The organism is Lysinibacillus sp. FSL K6-0232 (assembly GCF_038008325.1).
Lineage (GTDB): Bacteria > Bacillota > Bacilli > Bacillales_A > Planococcaceae > Lysinibacillus.
This window is the reverse complement of the sequence record NZ_JBBOYW010000001.1, coordinates 1995470-2021674: the sequence shown is the minus strand read 5'-3', so window position 1 is coordinate 2021674 and position 26205 is coordinate 1995470. Positions and strand designations below refer to the sequence as shown.

Here is a 26205-nt window from a genome sequence, read left to right as displayed (position 1 = left end):
GTAAGGAAATGTCTTTTTATTGAATTGTGAATGTTTATTTAACCTACTGAATTACTACAATAAATAAAAAAGAGCGTACCAAAAAGTACACCCTACTTAATTATTTATTCAACAATCCACTTTGCTTTAGGATAATTAACAATCCCTGTGTTATATTCTATTTCTTTAATTACTATATCTTTGTCAAAAAGATACTGATAATGTCCTTCCGTTGTTTCCCCTTTGTAAATATATCCTTTTGAATCAAAATGATTTACATATCCAATGTCATTTATTTCTTTTTCATATTTAGACTCATTAATTTTAAATCGCAATCCACCGGGATAAATTAATGGCTTTTCAGATTTATTAGTTACAGATAAATAAACATTAAATCCCTTATCAACACCATCTACATATTCCACTTTTTTAAGTGTAACTTCTATTTGATCATCTGAAAAAGTCTCGCCAATTTTTAAAGTTGGAACTTTCTTTTCTTCATTTCCCGTTTTTCCACTATTTGAATCTCCAGTAATTGTTACCGTTTGAGTTTTTTGATTCCATTGGACATTTGCCCCTAATGACTCACTAATAAATCTAAGTGGAACAAGTGTTTTTCCACTCTTAACTTGTGCTGGAACTGATAAATTTATAGCATTATCATTTACTTTAGCATTTTTCGAACCTATTTTCAGCCATACTTTTGTATTACCCTTTGAAGCGTCAATTGTTTGAGTAGGTTGATTCCACTGAACATCAGCACCAAGTGATTCAAAAATACCTCTTAAAGGAACTAATGTACTACCGTTTTCAATTATCGCTTGATTACTAAATGATTGTTTCTCACCATTTATGTAAATTGATACTCCTTGTGATGCACTAACGTTATTACTGCCTAACCCTAATAATAAACAAAACAACAATGGAATAATAAATCTTAACTTTTTCAATTAATTCTCCCCCTCATACATTAATAGTACAATTATACCAATTAAATACATTAAAGGGGAGAATTATTTTAATGTGCGTGTTACAATTGTTTTATCTAAAAAGTAAACAAAAAAAGAAGCTATCCATAAAGAATAACCTCTTTTCAATGTCATTTAATGTGTTTTAATAACACCGATACCTAACATGTACTTTGCATAACAAATTGAATCACAATATAAATTATACCCATCAATAAGGTATTCATCTTCTCTAGTTATTTCGTGCTGACATTCCTTATTTGCACAACAACCAATCACATTAATATCGTGATACTTATTCGGTCTTTGATGCTTGAATAGTGCGAATATGTATACCTTTGTTTTCTGATTGTTCCATGTAATCATCCTTTTATTTTATGTATTTTTTTATTTAATGAGGTAAAGAATAGTCAACACTTTTGAGTAGTAAGTATCACTAACAATTCGCTTTCAGCAAATCGAAGTGATTCTAATAACTAAAAACTATTGCCTTCGCCTTTATCAATTTTAAAATGCTCACTATTCGTTCACATTCTAAAATTGAACAGTCGTATTACTTTTATGTATTTTCTCTTGCTATAATCCTCGTCAAATTATGTAATTATCTATATAATAGAAAAATGTATGTTTTGACGAGGATTTAGTGTTCTATGTTATTAACTATTTCCCAATATCGTATAGTTATAGTTTTACCATCCAACCATTTATCACTTCTTTTTGAAAGGATGCTATAAGGTAATTTTCGGTCTTTCAAATTCCCATTTAATGTATTTATACCTAGTGTACGAGCATTCAAACCGTTCTTTTTAAATACTTCTTTTAATTTAGCTTGCTGCTCTTTCATTAACCTTTCACCAACAACAGATTCAAGATAATCCTTCAATGAATGTTCTTGCGTTTCCTGTTTGATAAGTTCATATTCCTTCACCTTTTCAACAGGAAGTTTTAATTTATCAATCACAAAACGTTTATAACCTATACCTTTAACTTCGTTTTTATTTCTATCTATCCCAATCACCTTCTCTTTCATATCAAACAAATCCATTTGTAACTGTTTTACTGTCATGTAACCTAGTTCATTTAATTCCCATTTCTTTTTATCAAAGTCGTAAAATATGTATTTATTGATGTGTTCTCGATTTGAGCCATATTTAATAACGTATTGGTTATAATTGAATTGAAATAAATCCATTTCCTTCAAATCTTTAGATTTATCAATTAGATTCATCTCACGTCTGTTAAATTTCCTAATATAATATGTACAAGTGTCATTTAAACCTTTTATGTATTGCTTGTCCGATTTAGTTATTTTCCTTTTTCTTCCTAGACATTGAGCTAGTTGATTATGATTGAAAATTGAGGCTACTATATGTTTTATTGAATAGTCTTTAAGTGTTATACCTACATCTAACGCTGTGGTTGAGATTAGCAATCTTGAAGGAAATGTTTCATCGTCTATTTTATAAGATTGACTGTTTAAAATACCTAGCGCCTCTTTATCTTTACTAAATTTAGAGCAATAAAATACGGCATCATCTTCATATTTAAAATAAAGTTTTTTACATTGATCCAGTGAATTAATAAATACTATTATTTTATCGTTTGTGTTTCGCATCAAATCATCGACTATGTATTCTATGTCAACTTTCTTATTAAAAAAGTAAATGTCATCTACATAGTCGTATGACTTTGGAATGTAGTAATAGTTATCTAAAATTACCTCCCTTTCATCTATTAAGTATTTGAATAAAGTTTTGGCTGTAGCACTCATAAATATCTTCTGTGCAGAATGTTGCATAATCCACTTAAAACTTAAATCAGTGTATTTGCTGATCCCCTCGGTAAAGTGTTGGCATTCATCCAAAACAATATAATCATATTTATTCGCAAAAATCGGACTCAAGTCAGTAACCTTATTTTTGATACACGACTCAATATGTTGGTAGGAGTTGACAGTGACATTAAATAACACTCCGTCATCTACTTTCTTCCTTATTTCTTTTGTCAATGCATCACGACTAGATAAAATCAATATTGTTTTAAATGGATCTAAGCATATGTGCGCTAACTTATCTAAAATTAAACTTGTTTTAGCTGTCCCAGTACCTGCATCAATTATTACATTTCCTTTCCATTGATTAATTTCTTTGGTTGTGATGACATCAGTTAAATAAGTATTACTTTTGAATTTTTTTACTATATTTCCTCCCTCTCCTTCTAAAGATTTTATGCCTATAAAATATGATATTGCAAAATTTTAGAAACTGACAGTCGAGCCTATAAACTTTTTTACATCAACCCTAAAACTAAGTACATATATTTATTTGCTAATCTTATACTCAACCAGATAATAATAGTAATTTTAGTAAGTAGCTAGTGGAGGTCAAATTTTTTTAACTCTACCTTTTTTTGCATAAAGTAATGGATTGTGATACTATACTAGATAGGAGAGGGGTGTTAACCCCTCATTGTTATGTGCAACTATTCTTCTTTCGTTTGGTAGACGGTGGGGAAGAAAAATTTAATTTAAACGAGAAGGTTATAAGCATCCAGTGATCGCAACTCGCTGTATAAGTCGCTTATAGCCTTTTCAAATTCTTCTTTAGTTTCTGTATCCAAAAAACTAGAGTAACATTGTTCGATATCTTCAAGTCTATTGTCCATATTCTTCTGCAACCTCTTCTACTACTGTGTCGATAATTTCGATTACTTCAAATTCTGTTGTAATAAAATTTTCATCATCAATAAATGTAAAACCACTAATTGTAGTGTTATCAGGAGTGAAAATACTTTCAAATAAGTCGCTTGCATGATCAGCACTATAGCCGTATACACGAAAATTGAAAGCTAAGTTAAATTCAGCTAAACTTTTCTCTAACACTTTAAAGGATACTGGAATTAGTCCATAATCAATATTTTTTATGCCGTTAATTGTCAAATTAATGCCTTCAAACTTGTAAATATAATCATTTGATAAGTCATCCGATTTGTACTGTATTTTGCAAGAGAAAAGTGCAGAGAATTGCAACGAAAAATACAGAGCATTGCCACCCAATATTTTCTCTATTTTCTCGACAACGCATTGGTTAAACGGAAGCTCTGACCCGTGTATGAAATAATATGGGCGTGGTGAATCAAACGATCCACCAGAGCTGCCGTTAAACGTGAATCCGAGAAAATGCGGTTCCACTGACTAAATTCTAAATTTGATGTGATAATCAAGCTCTTTTGTTCATAGAACTCTGAAATAATTTGAAACAGTAATTCTGCTCCTTCTTTACCAAAAGGCAAATAACCCATTTCATCTAAAATCATTAAATCAACTTTCTCTAATTTACTTCTAAATTGCTTTAATTTCCCTACAAGGAGTGCTTGCTCTAATTCTTCAACCAAATGTGAAACGCGATAAAAACGCACTTCAAATCCTTGTTCACAAGCTTTTCGTCCAAGTGCAGAAGCTAAATGAGTTTTACCTGTTCCAGGTGCTCCAACTAAAATGATATTCTCTTTTCTTCGAATGAAATCTAGTCGCTCTAATTCATCTTTTGTTAAATGGCTAGGTAAACAAATATCTTTATGCCACTGGTAACTTTCAAGCGTCTTCGTATCGATAAAACGTGCCTGCTTCAAATTACGCGCTATTTTTGCTTGTTCTCTGCCAAGCTGCTCTTTTAATAAAATTTGATAAATATATTCTTCTGGATCGGTAAAAGGTACCACTTTAATGGCTTCTGCCACATAAGCCAATCTCAATTGCTTACAGAGCGTTAAAATCGCTTCATTCATGATTCAACGCCTCCGTTCCTTTTGGCGATAAGGCATCATATTCTGTCCAATTCACACCGTAAGGGTGTTCTGTCTCTTCTACCTCACGTCCAATATAACTATAAAAGTTTTGATCAATGTCATTCATATCATGTGTGAGTAAAAGCGTCAGTAATTCATTAATCCGTTGTTTTCTTAAGGCAAGCGAAGGCACTGTTAAATACTCTTTAATACGCGCTGGTAAATAGTTTGAATAACGAGAATGCCCTACAACACGTGGTTTTTTCAACCAATCTTTTAAAATCTCCTTCCAAGGAATAAAACGGCGTTTTCTCATATAAGGACGGGCATCAGATAATAGAATTTCACCGTCATTTGTGATGACTTTATACGAATCCCAATATGTCACACAAGAAAGTTGGACGTAGTTCCTTGCTCTTGGTACATGAATCAAATGTCCATCAAGCTTGAATTCATTATACTTATTAAACTTTATCAGAAACTGCTTAAATATCGGATATGGTTCTTCAGGTAATTTGATCAATTGCTTTTGTTCAAGCTGCCATAGCTCATCAATCAGTACTTCCTTTTTATAATGAATTCGTTGACGATCATTTGCTAACTGCTGTTCTAATTGATTTCCTAAATCCTCAAGGTCTTTAATGACAGGTGGCAAGCTAAAGAAATTATAGCGTACATAGCCAACCTTTCTTTCTACATGACCTTTTTCATTTCCTTTGCGTGGGTTACACACTTGCACTTTAAAGCCGTAATATTGTTGGAAATGTCGGAAGGCTTCGGTTAATTGGGCCTCTGAATCTCCTTTTCTTACTTTTTTCACCGCAGGTGTTAGGTTATCAATTCGAATGCTCAAAGGAATACCACCAGCCTGTTTAAACAACATTTGAAGTCCACCTAAAAAACATTCTAAGTTTTCACCAGGCATCGGCACCGCAAATGCTGTATTACTTGCAGGGAATGACATGACTAATGCGTGAACATCAATAATTTCCCCATCTTGAACAGCCTCCATTACACCGAAGTCTACCTGTGCTTCTCCTCCTGGATGATTTAAACGTTCATGCCCTTTATCTGCTTCCTCTTCTTCTGTTGCTTTCCATTCTTGAATAAAATTACAAAGCGTTCTGTAAGAACCTTTGAATCCCATCTTTACTAGATCCTCAAGCATTTTCTTGTTTGTACGGCGTAATTTTTTCTTTAGTTTTAAATCCTCTTCTAACCAATCAACTACGATTTCTCCCCATTTTTCGTCGTACATCATGCCTTTTTTCAGGTGAGTTTTCTCCTGCGGCAACTGATCCCCATCACCGTATTTCTTGGCAGTACGCCAATTGACTTGCATTGTATTGGCGATTTCAGTAATCGATAATCCTTTTTCATTTCGTAATGTTTTGATACAATTAACTTCAGACATTGCTAGCATCCTTTCAAACCTCCACTGGTAAAATTCGACACTTTAACAGTAGAGTGACTTGGGGTGGCTGGCAAGTCTATTTTTTTGCACTAAAAAAGTGCTAGACTCTGTACAAATTCGCTGCACTAGTCTGCACTTTTATTATGCAATACACATGTACGGAACACCCCACTTCCCAAAACATTCTGGTACTTCAGGTATATCACCCTTCACAATTACTTTTAATGAAGCAAGTTGCTCATATTTTTTTGGTGCTTCATCATAGTGAGTGATCTCCTTAATTAGATACTCTTCATAAAATTGATACGATAAGACTTCACAATCAAAACCCATTCTTGATGTATCAGCATCGATTAATGTAAAGTTATTGATTGGTATATCCCCTTCTAAGGTTCTTCTCATCTTTTCAGCAGCTTCTTCGGCACTATTTGCAAATACGTCAAATGCAAGTAACACATCAATAACTCCGATATTATAATTATTTTTTGGCACTAAATAAGTAACTTCTTTAACCTCTAATAAGGTTTCCTCCCCATCTAGCTGTACCATTAACCTATTAAACTGATCTCCATATTTTATATACGCATTACGATTTAATAATTTATTTCTCTTATATTCCGTGAAGTCAGACTCAACTAAAATTTGCGCTGATACCAAAACATTAAGTTTTTTAGTCCCTCGATACTTAGGATGTAAAACGCTATATTGACTGCTCATATAAACTCTCCTTTTTTGTGCGTTATTTGATAGTAATGATTAAAATTTACGACAATACAAATTAGCTACTTCGCTAAAATCATTTGACCAATAATAACTTAAATGCTATTATATAGACATAGCTAAATAAGACTTTAAAAAAGCCTGAAACATTGCATTTAGTCCGTTCCCCAACGTCAAAATGTATTATATTAGGTCATATTCTTTATACATATTTTTAGCAATTAAGTTAGCTTATAAACACAGTTTACTAGCATAAAAGCTATCTGTCAATATAAATATAGCAAAAAAGCTATTTCTGTCTTTTGTAAGCTCTAGAAAGGTTGATATAAATGAGTTTAGTTAATCGAATCAAAAATCTTTGTGATGAAAAAAGCACTAATTTTGCAGAAGTTGAAAGAAGAATAGGAATCTCTAATGGTCAAATACGTCGTTGGGACAATTCTTCTCCTAAGGCAGAAAACTTAGAAAGGGTAGCCGATCACTTTAATGTATCGACTGATTATCTTTTAGGACGTAGTGGTCAAAAAAATTATTTTACCTTGGAAGCTAACGACAAGAGTGATGCTGACAAAAAACTGCTGGAAATCTTAAATGAACTAGATGAGGAAGATAAAGAATTATTAATCGCATCATTAGAGAATTCGTTGCTATTAGCCAAACAATTAGCTAAGAAAAAATTCCACTGATGCTAGTACCCCTCTCTTATAATTAAAAACAGGCTGAGCAGAAGGTTTTCCCAACTTCTTTCAGCCTGTTTAACATTCACAATTTTATTTCAGAAATAATTTCAGAGTTTCATTGTAAGTTATTTTTTTATAAATAGCTCAAATTATTGACTATCTTCTATTTTTAAAAAGAACATACCTTTCGTAGCTTCCTCTCGCATAGAAACTGCAACCTCTAAATTTGATTTTGCATCCCTATAAGATTGTACACCACTTCTAAACATTTCTATATTTCTGCTTTCTAAAGCATCAACAATGTCCGACATTGCTTTTGAATAAGATAATGCAGTAATAAACATTGCATTATGATAGTCCTCGAGTTGTTCTGTAGTTTCATTGGTTTCTAAAAGTACAGCAACATCTGAAAAAGCATCTTTAGATTCTTTCAATCGAGTGATTGCTTCTTTATTTTCATATATTTCAACACCAATTGAATCAATCATTTCAGCAACGTTATTTCCAAGTGCATCTATAGATTTTTCGATGCTAATCATTCGATTAATATATTCATTGTAATATTCTTGCTCTTCAACAGAAAAATTGTTTGAAATACTCGTTTCAGCTTTTATTTCTTTTTTCTCTTCCTTTTGGACATCTAAAGAAATAGATTCTTGTTTTTCACTAACTTCTGAATCTTGAACTTTCTCAGTATCACTACATGCACTTAGTCCAAGAATTAAGAATAATGACAACACTTTAATTTTTTTATTCATACTTTTTTAGTCCTAACTAAACTTAAGTTTGTTAACTTCTAATTTCTCAACATCTACCATTCCCATGACATGATGGACATACGATAGAAATTCCATAGAACTCAAAATCACACTCACTACATTTTCATTTAGGTAATTTTGTTTCAGTTTCTTTCTATTGATCAGTATTAGTCATGGTAATTCCCATTTAAATAATAATTTAGGTTTTATTTTTCAAAAGAACTTTAATATCCTTTAATTCTTCAACGATGTATTTAATTCTATCTTTATTCTCCTCATATACTCTATGTTTTACAATATTTAAATCAATTACGTTCTTTTCTTCGTATCTATTATTGTCGCTTTCATAACTGATATTAAGCAAATATATTGGATACAATCCATTTGAATCTTTTTTAACTTTCACACTTCCTGATGTAGTTTGATGAATAAAGAAGTCAATTTTTTGATTTGGTGCCAACATAAAAGGATTTCTAAAAATGTAACTGTCAGAAATATGATAGAACTCTGGATATTCAATCTTTCGATTTGAGGAAATTTTAACATTGTCTGCTATTGATTTCCCTATATTTTCTATTGTTAAAAATACACTTCCTGTACTTCTCTCCTCTAAATAAGCTATAACATATGGTCTAGACTCAGCTTCTCTGAGTTTTACACTCTCTTTTACCATATCCTTGTTGGCTTTTAAAATTAGAATAGTGGCACCAACATACACAAGTGTTAAGAGAGCCATTATTGTACCATTATTATCATTCATCCACTCTAGAACATCTATAATAAACAACTCCCTTAATCTTTTAACTCACTTAAAACTCTGGTATATCCTCTTCAAACAAATTCCTTTTTGCTAAATCCAAATAATAGGAATAGCTTAAATTTTTCTCAAGTATTCTTCAGCTATATACAAACCTTTACCATTTGGGACTAAACCATTACAATCATGAAGGGTATCCTCATCAACATCATCAAAATCAAACGAAACTGCATAGCAGCCATTTTTCAGTAAACCACTCATTATCATTCCAGATTCACCTTCTAATAAATCAAGATCATCCAAGTCTGCATTCAATTCAACCCTATCGTACTTTTCGAACTTAGCTGCTTCATAGTCTCCTTCAACATCGTCTTCCTCCGAATCATCCATTTCTATAAAATCTAACACACGTTCGTATTCCTCTTTAGTCATCAAAAATTCTGAAATACAGTTGTCATCTGTTATGATATTTTCAAAGAAATCTTTAGCTTCTTCTTTTGAGTCGAAATAATGAATTCGCTCTTTTCCAATTTGTAAATCATGATACGTTACTACATATTGTTCATTCATTAATAAACACTCTTTTCTATTTTGATTTTTATTTAATGTATTTTACTAGAGTTATTTTCCTTTCATTTTCATTGTATTTCTTATATTATACTACAAGAAATATTTACTATTAATAGTATTATTTTGTTTAATGCTATTGACATGTTGCTACCAATCTATAAAAAAATACATAAAGTTTTTATGATAGTTTTAAAGTCTGTAGAAATAATCATAATTTGGTATAATAAGTATAAAATTATAAAAGGTTAGGTGTTATCTTTGTATTATAATGAAGACTTATTGTTTTACACGAAGGATTTATTCAATTATTTCAGCGTCCAGAAAGAGAGTATACGAGACTTTATTCAAAAAGAGAAAGAAGACTATATTTTAAATGTAGGTCAAGAGCAATACATTGATTATTTATTTGACAAAAATAAGGTGAACACTGTAAATATTTTAGAAAATGAAATATATGCAGAAGAAAAAGAGGAGGCAATTTCATCAGACTCACTTCCTAGACACTTTAATGTTTTTGGTAAGCAAAGTTTCCAAAAACCTGTTCTTTATTACACTATACCAATTGAAGGTGATAAAGGAATGCTACACTACCGACCTTCATCCTTCTATAGCGTTTTCCCAAGAGCATATATAACAAATAATAAAATAATTAAAAGGTTTATTGTTTTTAATGATAATTATCAAGAGTGTGAAAAAGAATTCCACAATTTCAAAGATACTCTTACGAATTATATTCGTAATTTGAATGCAGATATTGAATCTTATAATTCAAACCTTAGACCTTTTATTATTTCAGTTTTTGGAAGTAGAAAAGAGGAACTTTTAAAAAGAAGAGCTTTGAAGTCAGGACTAACTATACCTATAAAAAAGAATAACGATACACCAAAAACCTTCTCTATACCTAGTCCTCAAGTAAAAAAGAAAATTAATATAAAACCAACTGAAACGGAAAGCAATTTCATCCCTGATCCAACACTTGAAAATGGTACTTATATTGATATACTAACTATGATTAATGATATGGGTAAGGAGTTTGAACGTAAACCATCTGTATACAATGATAAAGGTGAAGAGGATTTACGTGACCATTTTTTGATGCTTCTAGAACCTCATTTTGATGGTAGCGCAACAGGAGAAACATTTAATAAAAGTGGGAAGACAGATATTTTACTTAGGTATGATGGAGGAAATGTTTTTGTTGGAGAGTGTAAATTCTGGACAGGCGCAAAGGGTTTTCTAAAGACAATAGATCAATTATTAGGTTACTTAACTTGGAGAGATTCTAAAACATCTGTGATCATGTTTGTCAGAAATAAAGATTTTACAAGTGTTATTCAGACAGCAAAAGAATCTATACTGACTCATGAAAACTTTATTAAATTTGTTGATCAAAAGGATGAAAGTTGGTTTAATTATATTTTCCACTTAAACGGAGACAAAAATAAAGAAATTAAAGTTGCAGTAATGTTATATCATATACCAAGTTAAAAAAGTGAGTAACTACAAGAGCTACCCACCTAATAATTACATCTTATTTTTTGGAGTTAGCTACTACGAATAGCTGACTCTTTTTAATCACAAATATTTACGTAAAGTATCAACCACTTCGTCCGCATCAATTTCTATATAATTCCTTGTTACCTCATACGAAGAATGACCGAGCGCATTTGAAATAATAGCTAAAGGCACTTTTTTACGTACAAGATTAGTTGCATATAACCTACGTATTTTGTGTGGTGATATTGAAAGACCATATTTTTTTGAGTAAGCATTAATACGTTTTGAAATGGCGTTGTTATGGGAATAGTTATTCAAAGTCGGCTTTCCACTTTTTGAGATAAAAATATAATCGTTCTTCTCTTTATAACGTTTCCTTACCTCGTGATTTTGTTTCATTAAACGTTCGAGCAACATTAACAATTCATCATCCAACGGCAGCTTCAATACTTTTCCATTCTTCATGATGTCTCCTGAAAGTACTAACATCTTTTCATTAAAATTGATATGCTCCTCTTTTAGGCTTGTTAAAGTATGGATACGTATGCCTGTCCTATAAAGTAAAACTAAAACCGTTACATCTCTCCAACCAATCCATGAAGTAGTATCAATCAGTGATAATAATATTTCAAGTTCCTTTTCATCGGCTGCTTTTTTAACTTTTTTATCAACTTTAATTTTAATATCCTTCCAAAACTTCCCTTGCTCTTTTAGCCAACCGTTATCATAAAACCTAGTTAAAATTGCCGATACAAACCTAAATCTGTTAGCTTGATGTTGTTTTATCTAAATAATTAAGTGATTCCAACCAATTCATGAATCCATCTTTATTAATATCCTCCACTGTTTCAAGATTTAAAAACTCTACAAATTTTTGCATTGTCTGGTTATAGGTCAACAAAGTTTTATGCCTTAGTCCTTGTAATTGCATCTGTCGGTTTACTATTTCAAGTGCTTGATTTATTGGGAGTGAATCGGATTTACGTTTGGTAGTATTATCTCTCGATTGCTTAGGTTGTAAGCTAGGCTTAAAAACAACATCGTCCATTCTCAATTCTTTTACTTTTCTAGACATTTAGCATCTTCCTTTCAATGAAATATTAAAAGGTAATAAATTAGGGATAAATCAATTTCATTTACTTACCTGTTCTTTTCCTTAAAAACGTTTAAATAAATATAATTTCAACTTCCATTTTTTGTAGATGCCATTTCCTTCATTCCCCTCCCCCCTTGGAAAGAACGCCAAACCTTGATTTAATAATGTTTATAGACGCTGGAACATCTTTCATGCTATACTAGAGCCATTGTGAAAAAAGGAGGAACTTGCATGATTCAAGTTAGTAATGTAGGTCTTCGCTATGGCGATCGTAAACTATTTGAAGACGTAAATATAAAATTCACTTCTGTCTAGTTTAACTAAATCATTAGCGAAAAAACGTTGATATATAGAGGTTTATATGGATTAAATTCGTTTGTAAGGTAGAAAAACATCTACTAATTAAATTTAATTACCTTTTATATTCCAACTATACACTATTTATTGCTAAGGATTCAAGTTTCTAACCAATAAAAAAAGAGGGAAATTATCCCCTCTAATTAATATGGTTTCATACTTTGTACTATAGCCATATTACTCTTACCACATTCATAGTTTGAATTTCAATATAAAATAAAATTAAAAGCACCCTATGTATTTTATAGTAATATCTTACCAAATACCTACATATAAGGAAATAATAAAAATTTATGGGCGTGTGAAAATAGGTAAGGTAGCATGCAAAATAAAAAGTTAGGGGTATCCGCTTCTTGTCAATACTTTTCTAATCTTAAGTTAATTAATCCTTGTTTGCTGTAATCTACATTGATAATACGATAAGTCACATCATAAATAGTTACATCTGCATACTTACTCTCATTTAATTTGAAATGTTTTCGTGCTGCTTCATTATCTCTAACAGTAATTTCATAAATTGGCTTAGTCAGATTAACCACTTCATTAGTTGAAAATGAAAAATCTTTATATTTTAGAATTGCAGGGATTTCCCCTACCAACGTATTGACGTATTCATACACAGGTCGCCCTAAATGGTCATATCCTATTAATGTTTTAACTTCTTCCCACTGCTCGATTGAATAGTTGCAATACTCTAAGGTTGCCTTATACTTGCCACCACGCATTGTTAAAACGTCTGACGTAACCATATACACGTTATTAGGATTATTGATAGTTGTATAGTCCCCGCAATTAAAAACGTCTAATGAATGAATATGAAACGTAGAGTTAGGTGAAAATGTAGCGTTACTAATTACTGCATTGATCGTAAATGGATTTTTCTCAAAAATATTAAATTGGTATGGTGATTGGATAGCTTTTATCGTATCTTTAATTAATTTATCATCTAATAACTTCATTTAATCACCTCTCAATTGTATAAAAGGAATGTGCTGCTACTATTATTGCTTACTTTAATCTGTCTAATCTTATTGTCTAGCTGGTCTATACGTTTCATTATGTTGTCACTGAACTCACTGACCGTCATATCATCCAGTTTTATTGCCTTCATCATTGTAGGGTTATTAGCCAGTCCTTCTAACACTGATAGAGCAGTAGCATAGATACCTTTCAAGTTAGTTGTATCATTTGTATTATATGTATCAGTTGCTTGTAGTCCGTTCTCTGCAAGGTATATAGATAGTTGTGTATCATCTAACTCAATGCCTTGTATGTCGTATTTTAATCGTTGTAAATTAGTAATATTCATTCAATCATCCTTTCTAACTGTTTATATTATATGTATACCTTATTCACAATTAACTTCCTAAAACCTATCTTATGTAAACTAAAAGTAGTCGTAAAACATTGATATATCAACATTCTTACTTCTACACCTAACAATACTATTATTCATTTTTTATACATCGTTGATATAATAGCATTTTGGCTACTATTACTATTTAACAGTTGTATGATTTAATGCATAAAATAACGGTCATTTATACATTGTTATTTTTATCATTTAATTATTATTTCTTTCAATAATCGTCACTCTGTCGTCTAATGTATTTAAACCTTGTTCTAATGACACTAAGGACTTTTCCACTTGTACCAATGATTGTGCTGTTTTACGCTGTATCTCGTTACTCTCTGCTAAATGTTCCATTAGTTTATTTTCACGTTCTTTTGATTCTACTCTATATTCATCATGTAAGTTAGTTAGTCGTTCTTCTTGCTTATCGTTCTGTTCATATACCTTCTTTAAAATAAATCCTACTAATACAATGCAGCACATAGCCCAAACTGCTGGGGATAGTGCAACTTGTGATAATTGTTCTATTGTCATATTTATCTATCATCCTTCACTATTAATATAATTGGTAGTGTAGTGGGGGGGCGTACCATATATAACAGGGTGTGAGAAATGTAGCATATCAACTATAAAGTATAATCCCTTGACACTACTACATTTTAACTCAACTCGTACACACCTATTTCCCACTTTTCTACACTACGCTTCTATGTTATTCTGTGTTATTCATTTATAACTAAACTGTACCAACTGTATCATTACTATTATGTACATCATACTCTACACCTTTTAAACGACTCATCTCTCTCATCTTGTCATTAACGTATGGGCTCTGTTCAATAATCGTCTCCAATGAAATAGCGTTCATATCAAATTGAGTTTTCATATTATCCAAAATTTCCTTATGGTTACTTGGAGTATTGTATACAAAATTAAACTCAAGCGAAATCATCTCATCATCTGTAATATGTATACCTTTATATTTTAATAAACGCTGTACCTTCTCCCACCGTTGATAGAAGCCTTCTCTTAGATAAGTTTCATTTACTCCAGCTTGTGTATCCGCTAATGAGAATAAAAGTTTAATACTGACCTCTGACAAGTTACTAATATCCGTCTTATTCATTGATACGGCAGGAGTTGACGATACATCAAGTAAGGTTTGCATAAGCGTCTTATACACTAAATCAAATGACTTACTATCTAATGATCCATTTACTAATTTAAAGTCCGAACCATCGTCTAAAGTTAATCCTGCACCAACAATTTCAGAAGGAATAGATGCATTAGTAAGTTGTTGACCTGTTACGACTGGAATTGGATTAATAAACTTATACATGCTATCAATGTACTTACTAAGCACATCTTCCATATTATCTAGGATGTTTTGATAGTCATCTAATTCTGACCTACCAATGCGATCACTGAGTTCATTTACTGTCTTATAATGTATAGGTAGACCGCCCAAACTTGGACTCTCCCCAACCTTAACAATCTTCCCACCTTCATTTGACCACTCTTGCACACTAACATCATTATATAAATTATAATAAGTGATTCCATCAAAGGTATAATGCTCTATAAATGCTATCATTTCATTGTAATTGTTATACACTGGAATACCATTATCAGCAGAAATTAATTTACTCTTAATTCTACCTTTACCATCAATATATAAGTACTCTGATACTTCACCAAATTTGAGTAGTTGTAATAAAATCTGTACATTTACATCATCAAATCTACCTAGTTTATTTACCTTATTAAATTCTTTAACCATACTCTCATCACCAATCAAATTGACAGGATTTTTAAGTAAATATTGTGCCTTAAAGTTTAAAATCGTTTTAGCCAACTGAATTACAATACGTCTTGGCTCTACATTCTCACCGTTATATTTATAATTTGGACGTTTTAATATTTCATGCTTTCCATCCAAATAATCTCGAATACCTGATACATTCAGTATACGGCTCTGATTTTCATATGTAGTCGTTTCATCGACAAACCATGTACTCTTCCCTTTATATTTTGCATTTACATATTGCTCAAGATTCATTTATATCCTTCCTTTCCTATATCTACACATACCATTTACTTGCTTTCATACCTTGTACAGATAATGCGGCAGCAATAACTAAATCATCGTGGTTTTTTTCAGTATTACCTCGCTTATTGCCCATTTTCCCACTATTCTCTACAAACATTTGCATCTGTTGTAATAGTTGCTTACACTCGATATTGATTAGGTTCTTCTCAAAATTTTCTTTGAAGTCTGAAATGAAAATTGCTTTATTTGATTGAGTAGTAGTCCAACCTAGTTGAAGTTTCTTCTTACCTCTCTCATCAAACATTTTTTGTTTGTACATATTTTCATATCCGCACTCTTTTCTCAATCGTTCAATTACAGGTAAGCCATAACTATTTCTCTCGACAACTAAAAAAGCGTAGTTATACCAACGTCCTAAAACGTCAATCAACTCCGCAAATTCATATACAGGTATTTTATTTGATTCAAATGTTAATACTTGCTGTCCATCATCATCAAAGCCTACAATTGTAGATGAGTCATTATTTCCACCTGATCCACTGGCTGTATCTACTCCAAAGTAATATTTTTTGCCTACTTTAGGGTAATCGAACAATACAATTCCCTTACTTGCCCATTGTCCTTCCTTCTCAGGTAAGTTTGAGCGTACTTCTCTTTTATCAATTGGCTCATTTGCGTAAGTTAAACGGTTTAATACCTTAGTTTGATTAAATACACTATTACCAGTGCTTATAAATGACTCAAGTGGATTGGATGGATACTCTTGATAAAAATCACTTTCTGATTCCATATCGAGCATTTTCCAACGTCTCCATGTTAAACATGTCAATGTAGCACCTAACTTATGTAATGCTTGTTCTTCTTCATCTAAATCATTTCTAGTTAATTTCTTACCATTATTACTAGCCTTATACCATTCAACTGCTTCCATATAATCATGAGCAAATTGTTTAGCATATAACTTATGATAGAAAGGTACAAAATAAGCGATATACTTAGATTTATTTTTCATGGCTTGCATATACATGCGATAGAAATGATTGCCTGTGCCATTAGAAGTTGTTTCAATTGTTAATTGACTATGTTCACCTTTTGCTAAAGATTGCTCTACAGATAATAATTGCTTTTCTTGATTACTATAAAAAGCCATCTCACTTAAATGCACGTAACTGTATGTTGATCCCCTACCTATATCTTTATTACCAGCTGTGACTGATTTAATCTTAGAACCATTTGTAAATACTAATTCATCTCGATTATCACGTTTAACTTTAGGGAATAAATTAGGATACTTTTCTCTAGGTATGTAATCGTTCATCTGTTTCAACTTCTCGAATAAAGCCTTTGCACTATCTAATTTGTAAGAAACGATTAGGATATTCTCATTTGGTTTAGTCAATGCTCTCCATAATGCACGACCTAATGTAAATGTAGAAATACCTGATTGCCTTGCTTTCCCAACTATTATAAATCGGTTACGCTGCATTAATTCATCAATTTCTAACTGTGCATCGTTCAATTCAAATTTAACTACATCATTGTTGTTATCTGTTATGTATATAAAATTCTTTGCAAACAATGGGAAATTATCAAAAACCTTTTTAATTTTCTCATCCATATTACTCTAACTCCAAATCATCATATGTATTAGTGGACTTGTTCACCTTGGTTGATTGTTTGTTATATGCCTGTACTTGTTTCTGTAAATCTAATAGCAATTTAATCGACTTTTCATCACCTGTTAAGGCTTTTTCCTTTACAATAGCGTAAATATCCTCTAAATCTTTACCAGCTTGTGACTCAATCATAATATTGACTAAGTTGTGATATTGCTCTGTTTTCTCCCACTTCTTCATGTAAGATAAACTTTTGGATTGGATTCGTTTGCATAATTCTTCTTCTGTTAGTGGAACTTCCCTTAATACAGATAGGTTGTGCTTCCACAAAAAGTATTCTTTTTTCTTCCATGTCAACTTGTTTAATGCTTCATATATATTCATGTTTAATTTCCTCCTTAATTAAAAAAGGATCACCTATTATGGGTAACCCTAGTGATACTATCGCTAACCTTCCCCTTAAATTTGAGGGGAAGCTTCAAATTTGACTACCCTAGTGACGTACAACACGACACATTAAATTCGTTATCACTCTCTGTAATAGTTACATTATGTATCTGCGAAGTGCATAATAGACCTCGCAACATACCAATTTGACATGTCGTACTATATCGGTACTTCTGAGGAACTAATATTTTCGCTCTGCCACTCAGTACATATCGAATTTTGTTATACTTGAGAAAGATAACTAATCGACAAAATTGTCTATATAACAATCTATATTTCTAAAACCATACGTTTTTAATAATATATATAATATATATACCCTTTCTTATTTATATATATATAGTAGAGTATTAATATAAAAGGTAAAGTATATTATATATATAGTTAAAAGTGTATGGTTTTAGAAAAACACAAGTTTAAAATGGTAAATCGCTAAAGTCTATATCAATTCCTTCATGTGTAATTGTAGATTCATCTCTTAATTTCTTTCCTGTTCTTATTTCATACCACTTAGGAGATATAAATGTAAGTTTTTCATATTTAATCTTGTCGGCTGAAAAGTCAGCACTCGTATTTACTTTATGTGTAGATGCTTTCATGTCCTTTTTAGGTACTGCAAAACTGAAATATTCCATATTATGTACTGTTGTAATTAGATTATGTGAACGTAATGCATTCATTATATTTGTAATACTATTTAATCCAATTCCTGTTTCTTGAGAAATACGTTTGTATGTAGCATTAAAATCATCATCAAATTTGTTACTTCTATCTAATAAATAAGCATATACATAGAATCCATTTGCACCTAAATCTTCATGGTTCATGCAGAATAGGAAAGTATTCATGTCAATTAGAGTTGTATCTGAAATATCAAAGAATGTACCTTCTACATATCCATCATCATATTCACGTTCAAATCCGAATACTGGATATTTACATGTTGCTCTGCGAGTGATTCCCATTTGATCTCTCCAATCATCTGTTGTTTCATAATCATATTCATTATAAAACTCTTTAATTGTAGTGATCTTTGGTACTCGATTGCCGAAATCATCATCTTCCATATCAGAAACTATAGGAAATTCAGTTGTAGTTGTAAGAATATCCTTTTGCTCGAGTAAGCCATTCTTCTTGATTATGTAATTTACACGTTGTTCATTAGCATTGAAACCAAATAATTCTTTAATTTCCTCTACACTAGGTACATAAGTACCATAAGTTGAATAGCGATACATATACGTTTGTAAATAGATATAAGAATATGTAAATCCAATGTGTACTGGCTTCAATTCCTTATCTTCTTTCATCTGCAATAGTTGCTTAAATAATTCATTTGGCATAGCTACTGATAAATTGTACTGTTGTAAATTCTCTTTTAATCCCATCTCTTAGTTACCTTCTTTTTTATAATATTTTTATATAGAAAGGCACAACTCAAAACTGAATCATGCCTTATGTATTCAAATTTATTGTGCTTTTGTAATTAATAAATAGGCATGTAGCACATCGTAAAACTCTTTATTTCGTTCATACATAGTAAATATACGACTATCTTTCAATGATTTAGCCTTTACAATGTAATTGATATTATTGTCTGATAAATACCTAGACATCTTTGCGTCATAGCAATAATAAAAGTTTTTATCGTTTAATTTATTCATGTTATAATTTCCCTTTCTTACTTACTTATGTATTTTTGTCATTTGACTAAAACTGATTTTATCTTTATTTAATGCTGCAATACTGAATACTGCTTTGGTACGTGTAATATCAGTTTTAAGTTGTTTGTATCTACTTTTATCCAAATAGTGATTATGAAACTTAACTGATAATTTAAATTCTTGTTTCGGTATGTATAACTTTGTTTCTAATAATTGTTCTATTTTTTCCTGATGTTCTGACGTAGGGAACGACACTAGACTATTCTTAAAGGTTAAACTTTCACAAGGTAAAGCATTTTTGAAGTCACTTTCCTTTGATTGATCCAATACGTCTAATAGTTCATCTAGTCCCAGCATCTTCATGTAACTTATATATGTATTTTTAAACTTCTTACTATAAAATCCTGCATGTGCCCCATCAATTGCTAATAGCGCACGTTTCCCTTCAATAGTAGATGGAAGTGGTAAATCATAATATGCAATCATCTGTAATGCTGTAGATAAAGCACACTTTTTAAAGTAGCTATCATGAGTGATACGTAAGATACTATTGATATTTGCTGAATTAGGATTAACGTGACTATTACTATTAAGCATAGTTACATGATTATCCCACGTTTTCATATCCTTACTGATAACCGCTAAATCAATTCCTATATATTCTTTTTTACTTGTTGTATCTGCAATATAGAAGCCATTTCTATCTACGTAAGCATTAGATTCATATCCAAATAAATTATGTATAAGTGTGTTACTGTAAGCACTATCTACATCATTTCCATATATTGTGTAGTGTCCTTCTTGTTTTTGATTGACCCATGCAGGGAACATATCCTTAATAATTTTATCCATTTAATAGCGATTGTGTTAATAACAACCACCTCTACTTCTTGTTTCATCATAATTAAATCTCCTCCTTATATCCTCAAAGCAACGTATATCTAGTATTAAATACAATATACATTGCAGTTAAATTAACAATTTATTGATTGTTTTTTTAACTTTCTATTATTTTTATTGTAAAAATCCTATTAAAAACAATTAGAGCGGAATCAAGGAGAAGTAGTTTAAATTAATAACCAACCTTTTCAACTCTCTTTCGTTTAAATTTTTTAGTTTAATTTTTTGTTAATAATGTAGTCCTCATACATTTTTTGATTACGTTTTGTAAAGTTGTATAAATTATTCTCGTATCGACTTAGTAAGCTGATACTAATACCCATATGTGCTGATAAATCTTTTAATTTAATTTTTTTACGTTTACGCATTACATATAAATCATCCTTTGACATCCTTATTGCTCCCCCTATATATCCTCAAATTAATAAAAAAGAGGAATCCCCGAAGTGGGGAAACCTCAATTAGTTATGTATTATTCTGTAACTGTTAAAACTGCTACTGCTTTAGGACTACCTACTTTTAGAGTATACTCACCTACAACATGACCTTTCGTATTATCACCTGTTTTTGCAAGTGCCTCAAAATGTGCTTCACGTAGTGCTGCCATATTTACATATGCGTCATTAAATAAAACAATTTTATCCGCTGGAATATCACGACTTAATACAACGTTGACTACACCATAGTTTGTATTGATTGTCTCAACCATTAGACCAAAGTTTGTTGTTTGGTGTTGATAGCTATATTTATCTTTGTAAATACCGTCAATTTTGTCTTTAACATCAGCATTAACAAATGCATAATATGTGCCACCTGTTAGTTTGTTATTCCAAAGTTGACGCATACCATCTTTAATTAGTGCTTCTACATCTGTATTAGACTTAGCGTTACCATTATCAGCAAATTCAATTAAACCTGACATTTGACGAATGAATGGTGTTTTAGAGCCATCCTTTTTAAGTCCATTAATTAGAATTGATTCTAACTTGATTTTTAATTCTAATAGGCGGTCTGCAATTTCCTCGTTGAATTTCGTTGATTGCATTGCTTCTGCTGTACCACTCACGCTTACAGCACGTTTAAAAATTTGAAGGCAGTTGCTCAATTCTCGTGTTGAAGATTGTTGGAACGTAACTGTATCAGCACCTTCAACAGCATCTGTTTCACCATCTGTAGCAAGTGTTTTTTCCTTCCAAGTGTAGACAGTTGACATTGCTTTTTCGACACCTTTTGATAGTAACAAAGATGAAAGAGGAGTGTCTTGTACTCCTAGTAATGCTAACTCTTGTGACAGTGAAATACTTTCTGTTGCTGTAAATCCGTTTTGACTTGTGATCATAAATAAATTCCTACTTTCTGTTTTTATAGTTTTTTATGTATTTGATTTCCCAATTTTGGGGAGTGTTACTACTTTTAATGACAACAATTTTTGTGGTTAAGTTATGGACATTTTTGTCCGTTACTTACCGAAAAACTTTGATAATTTAAATTTAATTGCTGAATTAACATCACCATCGTTAATGGCTTGCTCGTATGCCTCTTGCTTGGCTTGTTGCTTAGGTTGGTATGCATTGGCTACTAAAATAGAGTTAACTGCATTTTTAAGGAATGCTACACGTTCCTCTGTAGTTGTTAAATCAAATAAACCGACAAAATGAGATAATCCTTCCGCATTTAATGTTGCAATAAGATTATTCTTTTCTGCTTGGACTTGCTGTTCTTCTAATCGCTCAAGTAACTTCTGATTTTCTTCTTGCATCTTAGCAACTCGTTCTTCGAGGGATTCTGTTTCCTCCGAACCTTCTGCATCTACTTTTTCGACTTCCTCTTGCATTACTTCTACTTCCTCTTGCATTACTTCGCCTTCTTTCTTTTTAAGTTTTTATATGTAAAATCACACTAGCATACATTTTAAGATAGCTAGCGTAATCGTACAGACGTTTTAAATATAATCTAATAGTATTTATCATTTTAATGCTAAACACGCTTAAATCAATTCGTATGAATTAAATTTTAAGTTAAATATTTGCTTAAAAAAATAGAGAGTAGAAATTAATCTACCCTCTAAATTAAAGGAAATTGCCAAATGGCTTAGACAATTAAAAGCATAATAAAAACACTCAATCTATAAGATCAAGTGCTTTATTTTATACTCTCTATCATATATACGATTTGTCATCGAATCTTGAAACCGTTGGGAGAGTAACGATTGCGCTACACTTCTGAATATACACATTATTCATTATTATCATCCTTTTTATCCTTGTAAATTTCATATTGACATATGTTCAACTTGTATCCACTGTGATAAATACCATTTAGAATGATAACTTCTTACTTCTCATTTTCTTCATATATGTAATTAGACGCATAATCTCGAACACTTAGAGCGAGTAAGGTTTAAGCGTTTGTTAGCTTGTCTACTTTTTAGATTTGACAAATGTTCAACTTGTATCCACTGTGATAAATACCATTTAGAATGATAACTTCTTACTTCTCATTTTAACCCTTCCTATAGGGAACTCTCGAAATGCTAATATATCAACGTTTATAGATACTTTTGCGAAGGTTTTCATGCAAAAATGACGTTTTTTATTCCTTTAGAGAACATTCTTGAAAAACGTCTATGAACGTTGATAGGACGCTATCTATAATGGTTTCATGAAAATGAAATTTTAGAAGAATGTTGATGTACCAAGGGTTCGTGGCGTTTCTAAAACGGTAAAGTTTATTTATTTTTATTCCTTTAACGAATATTTTTGAAAAACACTCACAAACGTTGATGTGGCGCTATTTATAACACTTAATACTCATTCAAATTTGAACATGTTGTTGATATATCAATAGTTAAGAGAGTTTCTATTTTCCTAACTTGTATCCACTGTGATAAATAAGTTCTAAGTGTTCTTAATTTTTGTTCCTTTAACGAATATTCTTGAAAAATGCTAACAAACGTTGATATAACGCTGTTTGCATGACATTGTACTCTTTCAAATATGAGTATGTTGTTGGTGCATCAACGGTTAAGAACGTTTCTATTTCGAACGTTTTTTTTTCTTATCTTATTCATTCTCTCTTTAGCCTTAAGTCTATCTACGATCACATCACATTTGTTACAATACTTAACTTTATTATTTACAACTTCAATCCTAATTCCACAATATTCACACTGCTTAGACCCTTTTAATACTTTAAAGCTAATTACCCATCATCGGTAATTTGGATCATAGTAAAAATTATGAGATAAACGGGAGGGTTAAATTCCGTCCCCCTTTTTCAGGTTCCTGAGCGTAACAACGACTATTCTTCTTTCGTTTGGTAGACGGTGAGGAAAAAAGTCATTTTTAACTATTACAATTTGTAATAGTTCTTTTCGGTTCTCCAATTAAACCTTTGTCAATTGCCTCCTGCATCTCATCATCATTTAAAATGAGGATTAGCAAATAGCTAGTCCTTCTCAGTCCTTTTCAGTCCTTTTCATGGACTCACTTAACCTTTTGAGTATTGCATACGCATCGTTTTCGTAACCCTTTATATTTGAGGGGAAGGTTATATAACCTGATAGTGTTGCTCTCAGCCACACAGAGTGACTCACTTTCAACGTGACCTGCTCTGGGACACTGCGTAACACAGACGATAAAGAGAAGGTAGTAAACAATTTTTACACCCTTGTCTGCTATGCCTTGGCATAATGAATATTATTTATATTCCAAATGCATCGTATAAGCGTGTTTTAAGCTGAATAGAGCGTGTTATAGCTTTGATAGAGTAAAATAGTAATCCATGTAACGATTTAGCTTGACAACTGAACCCCCATTACACCAGAATGGCTGATGCTCTAGGAAATATTCGCAAAGTTGTTACCTACTATCTAAAAACTCAAATTAGAGTAATAGATAATAAGTAACTACCGATTACACCGTCATGTCGTGTCTGAGGTTTCTGTATCGTCTTGTTTTGTAGAAAGTTTTCACTTTTCATAATCTCATAACATTACAGTCCATTATGTGCTATTTGCAATTGATTCTAGCGTGATTATGATTACCCATGCCGTAACATGCCTGTAATCCCCCTAGCCGTTAATAGTCGCTCTCACTATTTTAGATACACTCTAAACAAGAAAAGAGTTTTGCAGTATCCTAGTCGTTTTTGTGCATCGGTACGACAAACCTGTCCAGTTTTGTTTAACGTCCTGTTAGTGGGCAACCAAGACGGAACGAACCTATTTTTGAAAATAGGAAACTAGACCTTTGCATTTTCACTTTTTTTCAAGTAAAATGAAGGCGTAATATCGCTCATATTTAGTTGTATTGGTTATTGCTAAATGAGTTGGAGGGTTAGTGCTGGAACACTTCCCCTCTTTTTATTTTGCTTAAAATCATAAATATTTACGTAAAGTATCCGCTACTTCATCAACATTTACTTCTAGGTAACGCTCGGTAACTACTAAGGAACTATGCCCCAAAGCCTTACTTATAACCGCTATATTTACCCCTTTACGATTTAAATTCGTTGCATAAGTTCTTCGAATATTGTGTGGTTTTACCGATTTAAGACCATATTTTTTAGCGTAATGATAAAGGCGTTTAGATATTGCGTTATTATGAGCATAGGAATTTAAAGTTGTTTTTCCTGATTTCGTGATAAACACGTAGTCATTCTTCTCTTTGTAACGTTTTCGTACTTCTTCATTTTGTTGAATTAATCTTTTTAATAATGCTAACAATTCATCATCCAACGGCAGCTTCAATACTTTTCCATTCTTCATGATGTCTCCTGAAAGTACTAACATCTTTTCATTAAAATTGATATGCTTTTCTTTTAAACTTGCCAAGGTATTTATTCTGATCCCTGTTCTATAAAGTAAAACTAAAACCGTTACATCTCTCCAACCAATCCATGAAGTAGTATCAATCAGTGATAATAATATTTCAAGTTCCTTTTCATCGGCTGCTTTTTTAACTTTTTTATCAACTTTAATTTTAATATCCTTCCAAAACTTCCCTTGCTCTTTTAGCCAACCGTTATCATAAAACCTAGTTAAAATTGCCGATACAAACCTAAATCTGTTAGCTTGATGTTGTTTTATCTAAATAATTAAGTGATTCCAACCAATTCATGAATCCATCTTTATTAATATCCTCCACTGTTTCAAGATTTAAAAACTCTACAAATTTTTGCATTGTCTGGTTATAGGTCAACAAAGTTTTATGCCTTAGTCCTTGTAATTGCATCTGTCGGTTTACTATTTCAAGTGCTTGATTTATTGGGAGTGAATCGGATTTACGTTTGGTAGTATTATCTCTCGATTGCTTAGGTTGTAAGCTAGGCTTAAAAACAACATCGTCCATTCTCAATTCTTTTACTTTTCTAGACATTTAGCATCTTCCTTTCAATGAAATATTAAAAGGTAATAAATTAGGGATAAATCAATTTCATTTACTTACCTGTTCTTTTCCTTAAAAACGTTTAAATAAATATAATTTCAACTTCCATTTTTTGTAGATGCCATTTCCTTCATTCCCCTCCCCCCTTGGAAAGAACGCCAAACCTTGATTTAATAATGTTTATAGACGCTGGAACATCTTTCAT

Annotated in this window: 26 protein-coding genes; 2 read left to right on the top strand and 24 right to left on the bottom strand. The window is 31.6% G+C overall.

The annotated features are described in order from the left end of the window. Positions 1–104: 104 nt before the first annotated feature. From MHB42_RS09845 to MHB42_RS09820, 6 genes are all read right to left on the bottom strand, one after another. Entirely contained in the window at positions 105–929 is an 825-nt protein-coding gene (locus MHB42_RS09845) for a stalk domain-containing protein (RefSeq protein ID WP_340805821.1), read from the bottom strand. A 658-nt stretch (positions 930–1587) separates the two neighbouring features. Then, positions 1588–2979: a DEAD/DEAH box helicase family protein gene (locus MHB42_RS09840; protein WP_340805819.1), complete on the bottom strand. Its 1392-nt coding sequence runs from the start codon at positions 2977–2979 to the stop codon at positions 1588–1590. A 621-nt stretch (positions 2980–3600) separates the two neighbouring features. Further along, complete coding sequence (locus MHB42_RS09835) at positions 3601–3885, bottom strand: hypothetical protein (protein ID WP_340805817.1); 285 nt, start codon at positions 3883–3885, stop codon at positions 3601–3603. Positions 3886–4010: 125 nt separating this feature from the next. Further along, positions 4011–4733 (bottom strand): IS21-like element helper ATPase IstB, encoded by a 723-nt coding sequence (istB, locus tag MHB42_RS09830; RefSeq protein ID WP_258860959.1) that lies wholly within the window; start codon positions 4731–4733, stop codon positions 4011–4013. Beyond that, a complete protein-coding gene (istA, locus tag MHB42_RS09825) occupies positions 4726–6156 on the bottom strand; it encodes an IS21 family transposase (RefSeq protein WP_258860958.1) in 1431 nt (476 codons plus the stop codon). Before istA ends, istB begins: the two co-directional genes overlap by 8 nt. A gap of 132 nt (positions 6157–6288) precedes the next feature. Next, positions 6289–6864 carry a hypothetical protein gene (locus MHB42_RS09820; protein WP_340805815.1) on the bottom strand — a complete coding sequence of 192 codons (576 nt, stop codon included), beginning with the start codon at positions 6862–6864 and terminating at the stop codon, positions 6289–6291. 332 nt (positions 6865–7196) lie between these two features. Here MHB42_RS09820 and MHB42_RS09815 point away from each other — a divergent pair, with 332 nt between their 5' ends. Next, positions 7197–7553, top strand: a complete 357-nt coding sequence (locus MHB42_RS09815) for a helix-turn-helix domain-containing protein (RefSeq protein WP_340805813.1) — start codon at positions 7197–7199, stop codon at positions 7551–7553. Between the two features lie 143 nt (positions 7554–7696). Here MHB42_RS09815 and MHB42_RS09810 read toward each other — a convergent pair whose 3' ends face one another. The 3 genes from MHB42_RS09810 to MHB42_RS09800 all read right to left on the bottom strand — a co-directional run bounded on the left by MHB42_RS09810 (position 7697) and on the right by MHB42_RS09800 (position 9632). Continuing rightward, complete coding sequence (locus tag MHB42_RS09810; protein ID WP_340805811.1) at positions 7697–8305, bottom strand: hypothetical protein; 609 nt, start codon at positions 8303–8305, stop codon at positions 7697–7699. A 199-nt stretch (positions 8306–8504) separates the two neighbouring features. Further along, positions 8505–9065, bottom strand: a complete 561-nt coding sequence (locus tag MHB42_RS09805) for a hypothetical protein (protein WP_340805809.1) — start codon at positions 9063–9065, stop codon at positions 8505–8507. 114 nt (positions 9066–9179) lie between these two features. Next, positions 9180–9632, bottom strand: a complete 453-nt coding sequence (locus tag MHB42_RS09800; RefSeq protein WP_340805807.1) for a hypothetical protein — start codon at positions 9630–9632, stop codon at positions 9180–9182. 258 nt (positions 9633–9890) lie between these two features. Here MHB42_RS09800 and MHB42_RS09795 point away from each other — a divergent pair, with 258 nt between their 5' ends. Next, a complete protein-coding gene (locus MHB42_RS09795) occupies positions 9891–11120 on the top strand; it encodes a hypothetical protein (protein ID WP_340805804.1) in 1230 nt (409 codons plus the stop codon). An 87-nt stretch (positions 11121–11207) separates the two neighbouring features. Here the strand turns inward: MHB42_RS09795 and MHB42_RS09790 are convergent, their stop codons facing one another. The 15 genes from MHB42_RS09790 to MHB42_RS09720 all read right to left on the bottom strand — a co-directional run bounded on the left by MHB42_RS09790 (position 11208) and on the right by MHB42_RS09720 (position 25991). Beyond that, positions 11208–11807 (bottom strand): tyrosine-type recombinase/integrase, encoded by a 600-nt coding sequence (locus MHB42_RS09790; RefSeq protein WP_340808571.1) that lies wholly within the window; start codon positions 11805–11807, stop codon positions 11208–11210. 88 nt (positions 11808–11895) lie between these two features. After that, positions 11896–12204, bottom strand: a complete 309-nt coding sequence (locus MHB42_RS09785) for a hypothetical protein (protein ID WP_340805788.1) — start codon at positions 12202–12204, stop codon at positions 11896–11898. Between the two features lie 734 nt (positions 12205–12938). Further along, on the bottom strand, positions 12939–13541 hold the full coding sequence (locus tag MHB42_RS09780; RefSeq protein ID WP_340805803.1) for a hypothetical protein: 603 nt from the start codon (positions 13539–13541) through the stop codon (positions 12939–12941). A gap of 11 nt (positions 13542–13552) precedes the next feature. After that, on the bottom strand, positions 13553–13891 hold the full coding sequence (locus tag MHB42_RS09775) for a hypothetical protein (protein WP_340805802.1): 339 nt from the start codon (positions 13889–13891) through the stop codon (positions 13553–13555). Positions 13892–14146: 255 nt separating this feature from the next. Next, entirely contained in the window at positions 14147–14470 is a 324-nt protein-coding gene (locus MHB42_RS09770) for a hypothetical protein (protein WP_340805800.1), read from the bottom strand. Between the two features lie 202 nt (positions 14471–14672). Continuing rightward, entirely contained in the window at positions 14673–15995 is a 1323-nt protein-coding gene (locus tag MHB42_RS09765; protein ID WP_340805798.1) for a phage portal protein, read from the bottom strand. A 22-nt stretch (positions 15996–16017) separates the two neighbouring features. Next, positions 16018–17604 carry a terminase large subunit domain-containing protein gene (locus MHB42_RS09760; protein ID WP_340805797.1) on the bottom strand — a complete coding sequence of 529 codons (1587 nt, stop codon included), beginning with the start codon at positions 17602–17604 and terminating at the stop codon, positions 16018–16020. Position 17605: 1 nt separating this feature from the next. Beyond that, entirely contained in the window at positions 17606–17986 is a 381-nt protein-coding gene (locus MHB42_RS09755; protein ID WP_340805796.1) for a hypothetical protein, read from the bottom strand. Between the two features lie 479 nt (positions 17987–18465). Then, positions 18466–19437, bottom strand: coding sequence for a hypothetical protein (locus tag MHB42_RS09750; protein WP_340805795.1), 972 nt, complete (start codon positions 19435–19437; stop codon positions 18466–18468). A 297-nt stretch (positions 19438–19734) separates the two neighbouring features. Continuing rightward, a complete protein-coding gene (locus tag MHB42_RS09745) occupies positions 19735–20565 on the bottom strand; it encodes a hypothetical protein (RefSeq protein WP_340805794.1) in 831 nt (276 codons plus the stop codon). Between the two features lie 260 nt (positions 20566–20825). Next, the gene (locus MHB42_RS09740) at positions 20826–21005 is read right to left on the bottom strand and encodes a helix-turn-helix domain-containing protein (protein WP_340805792.1); all 180 of its coding nucleotides are present in this window, start codon (positions 21003–21005) and stop codon (positions 20826–20828) included. Between the two features lie 80 nt (positions 21006–21085). Next, positions 21086–21952 (bottom strand): SU10 major capsid protein, encoded by an 867-nt coding sequence (locus MHB42_RS09735; protein WP_340805790.1) that lies wholly within the window; start codon positions 21950–21952, stop codon positions 21086–21088. A 120-nt stretch (positions 21953–22072) separates the two neighbouring features. Further along, complete coding sequence (locus MHB42_RS09730; RefSeq protein ID WP_340805789.1) at positions 22073–22468, bottom strand: hypothetical protein; 396 nt, start codon at positions 22466–22468, stop codon at positions 22073–22075. A 2523-nt stretch (positions 22469–24991) separates the two neighbouring features. Next, the gene (locus MHB42_RS09725) at positions 24992–25594 is read right to left on the bottom strand and encodes a tyrosine-type recombinase/integrase (protein WP_340808570.1); all 603 of its coding nucleotides are present in this window, start codon (positions 25592–25594) and stop codon (positions 24992–24994) included. Positions 25595–25682: 88 nt separating this feature from the next. Then, the gene (locus MHB42_RS09720) at positions 25683–25991 is read right to left on the bottom strand and encodes a hypothetical protein (protein ID WP_340805788.1); all 309 of its coding nucleotides are present in this window, start codon (positions 25989–25991) and stop codon (positions 25683–25685) included. Positions 25992–26205 lie beyond the last annotated feature (214 nt).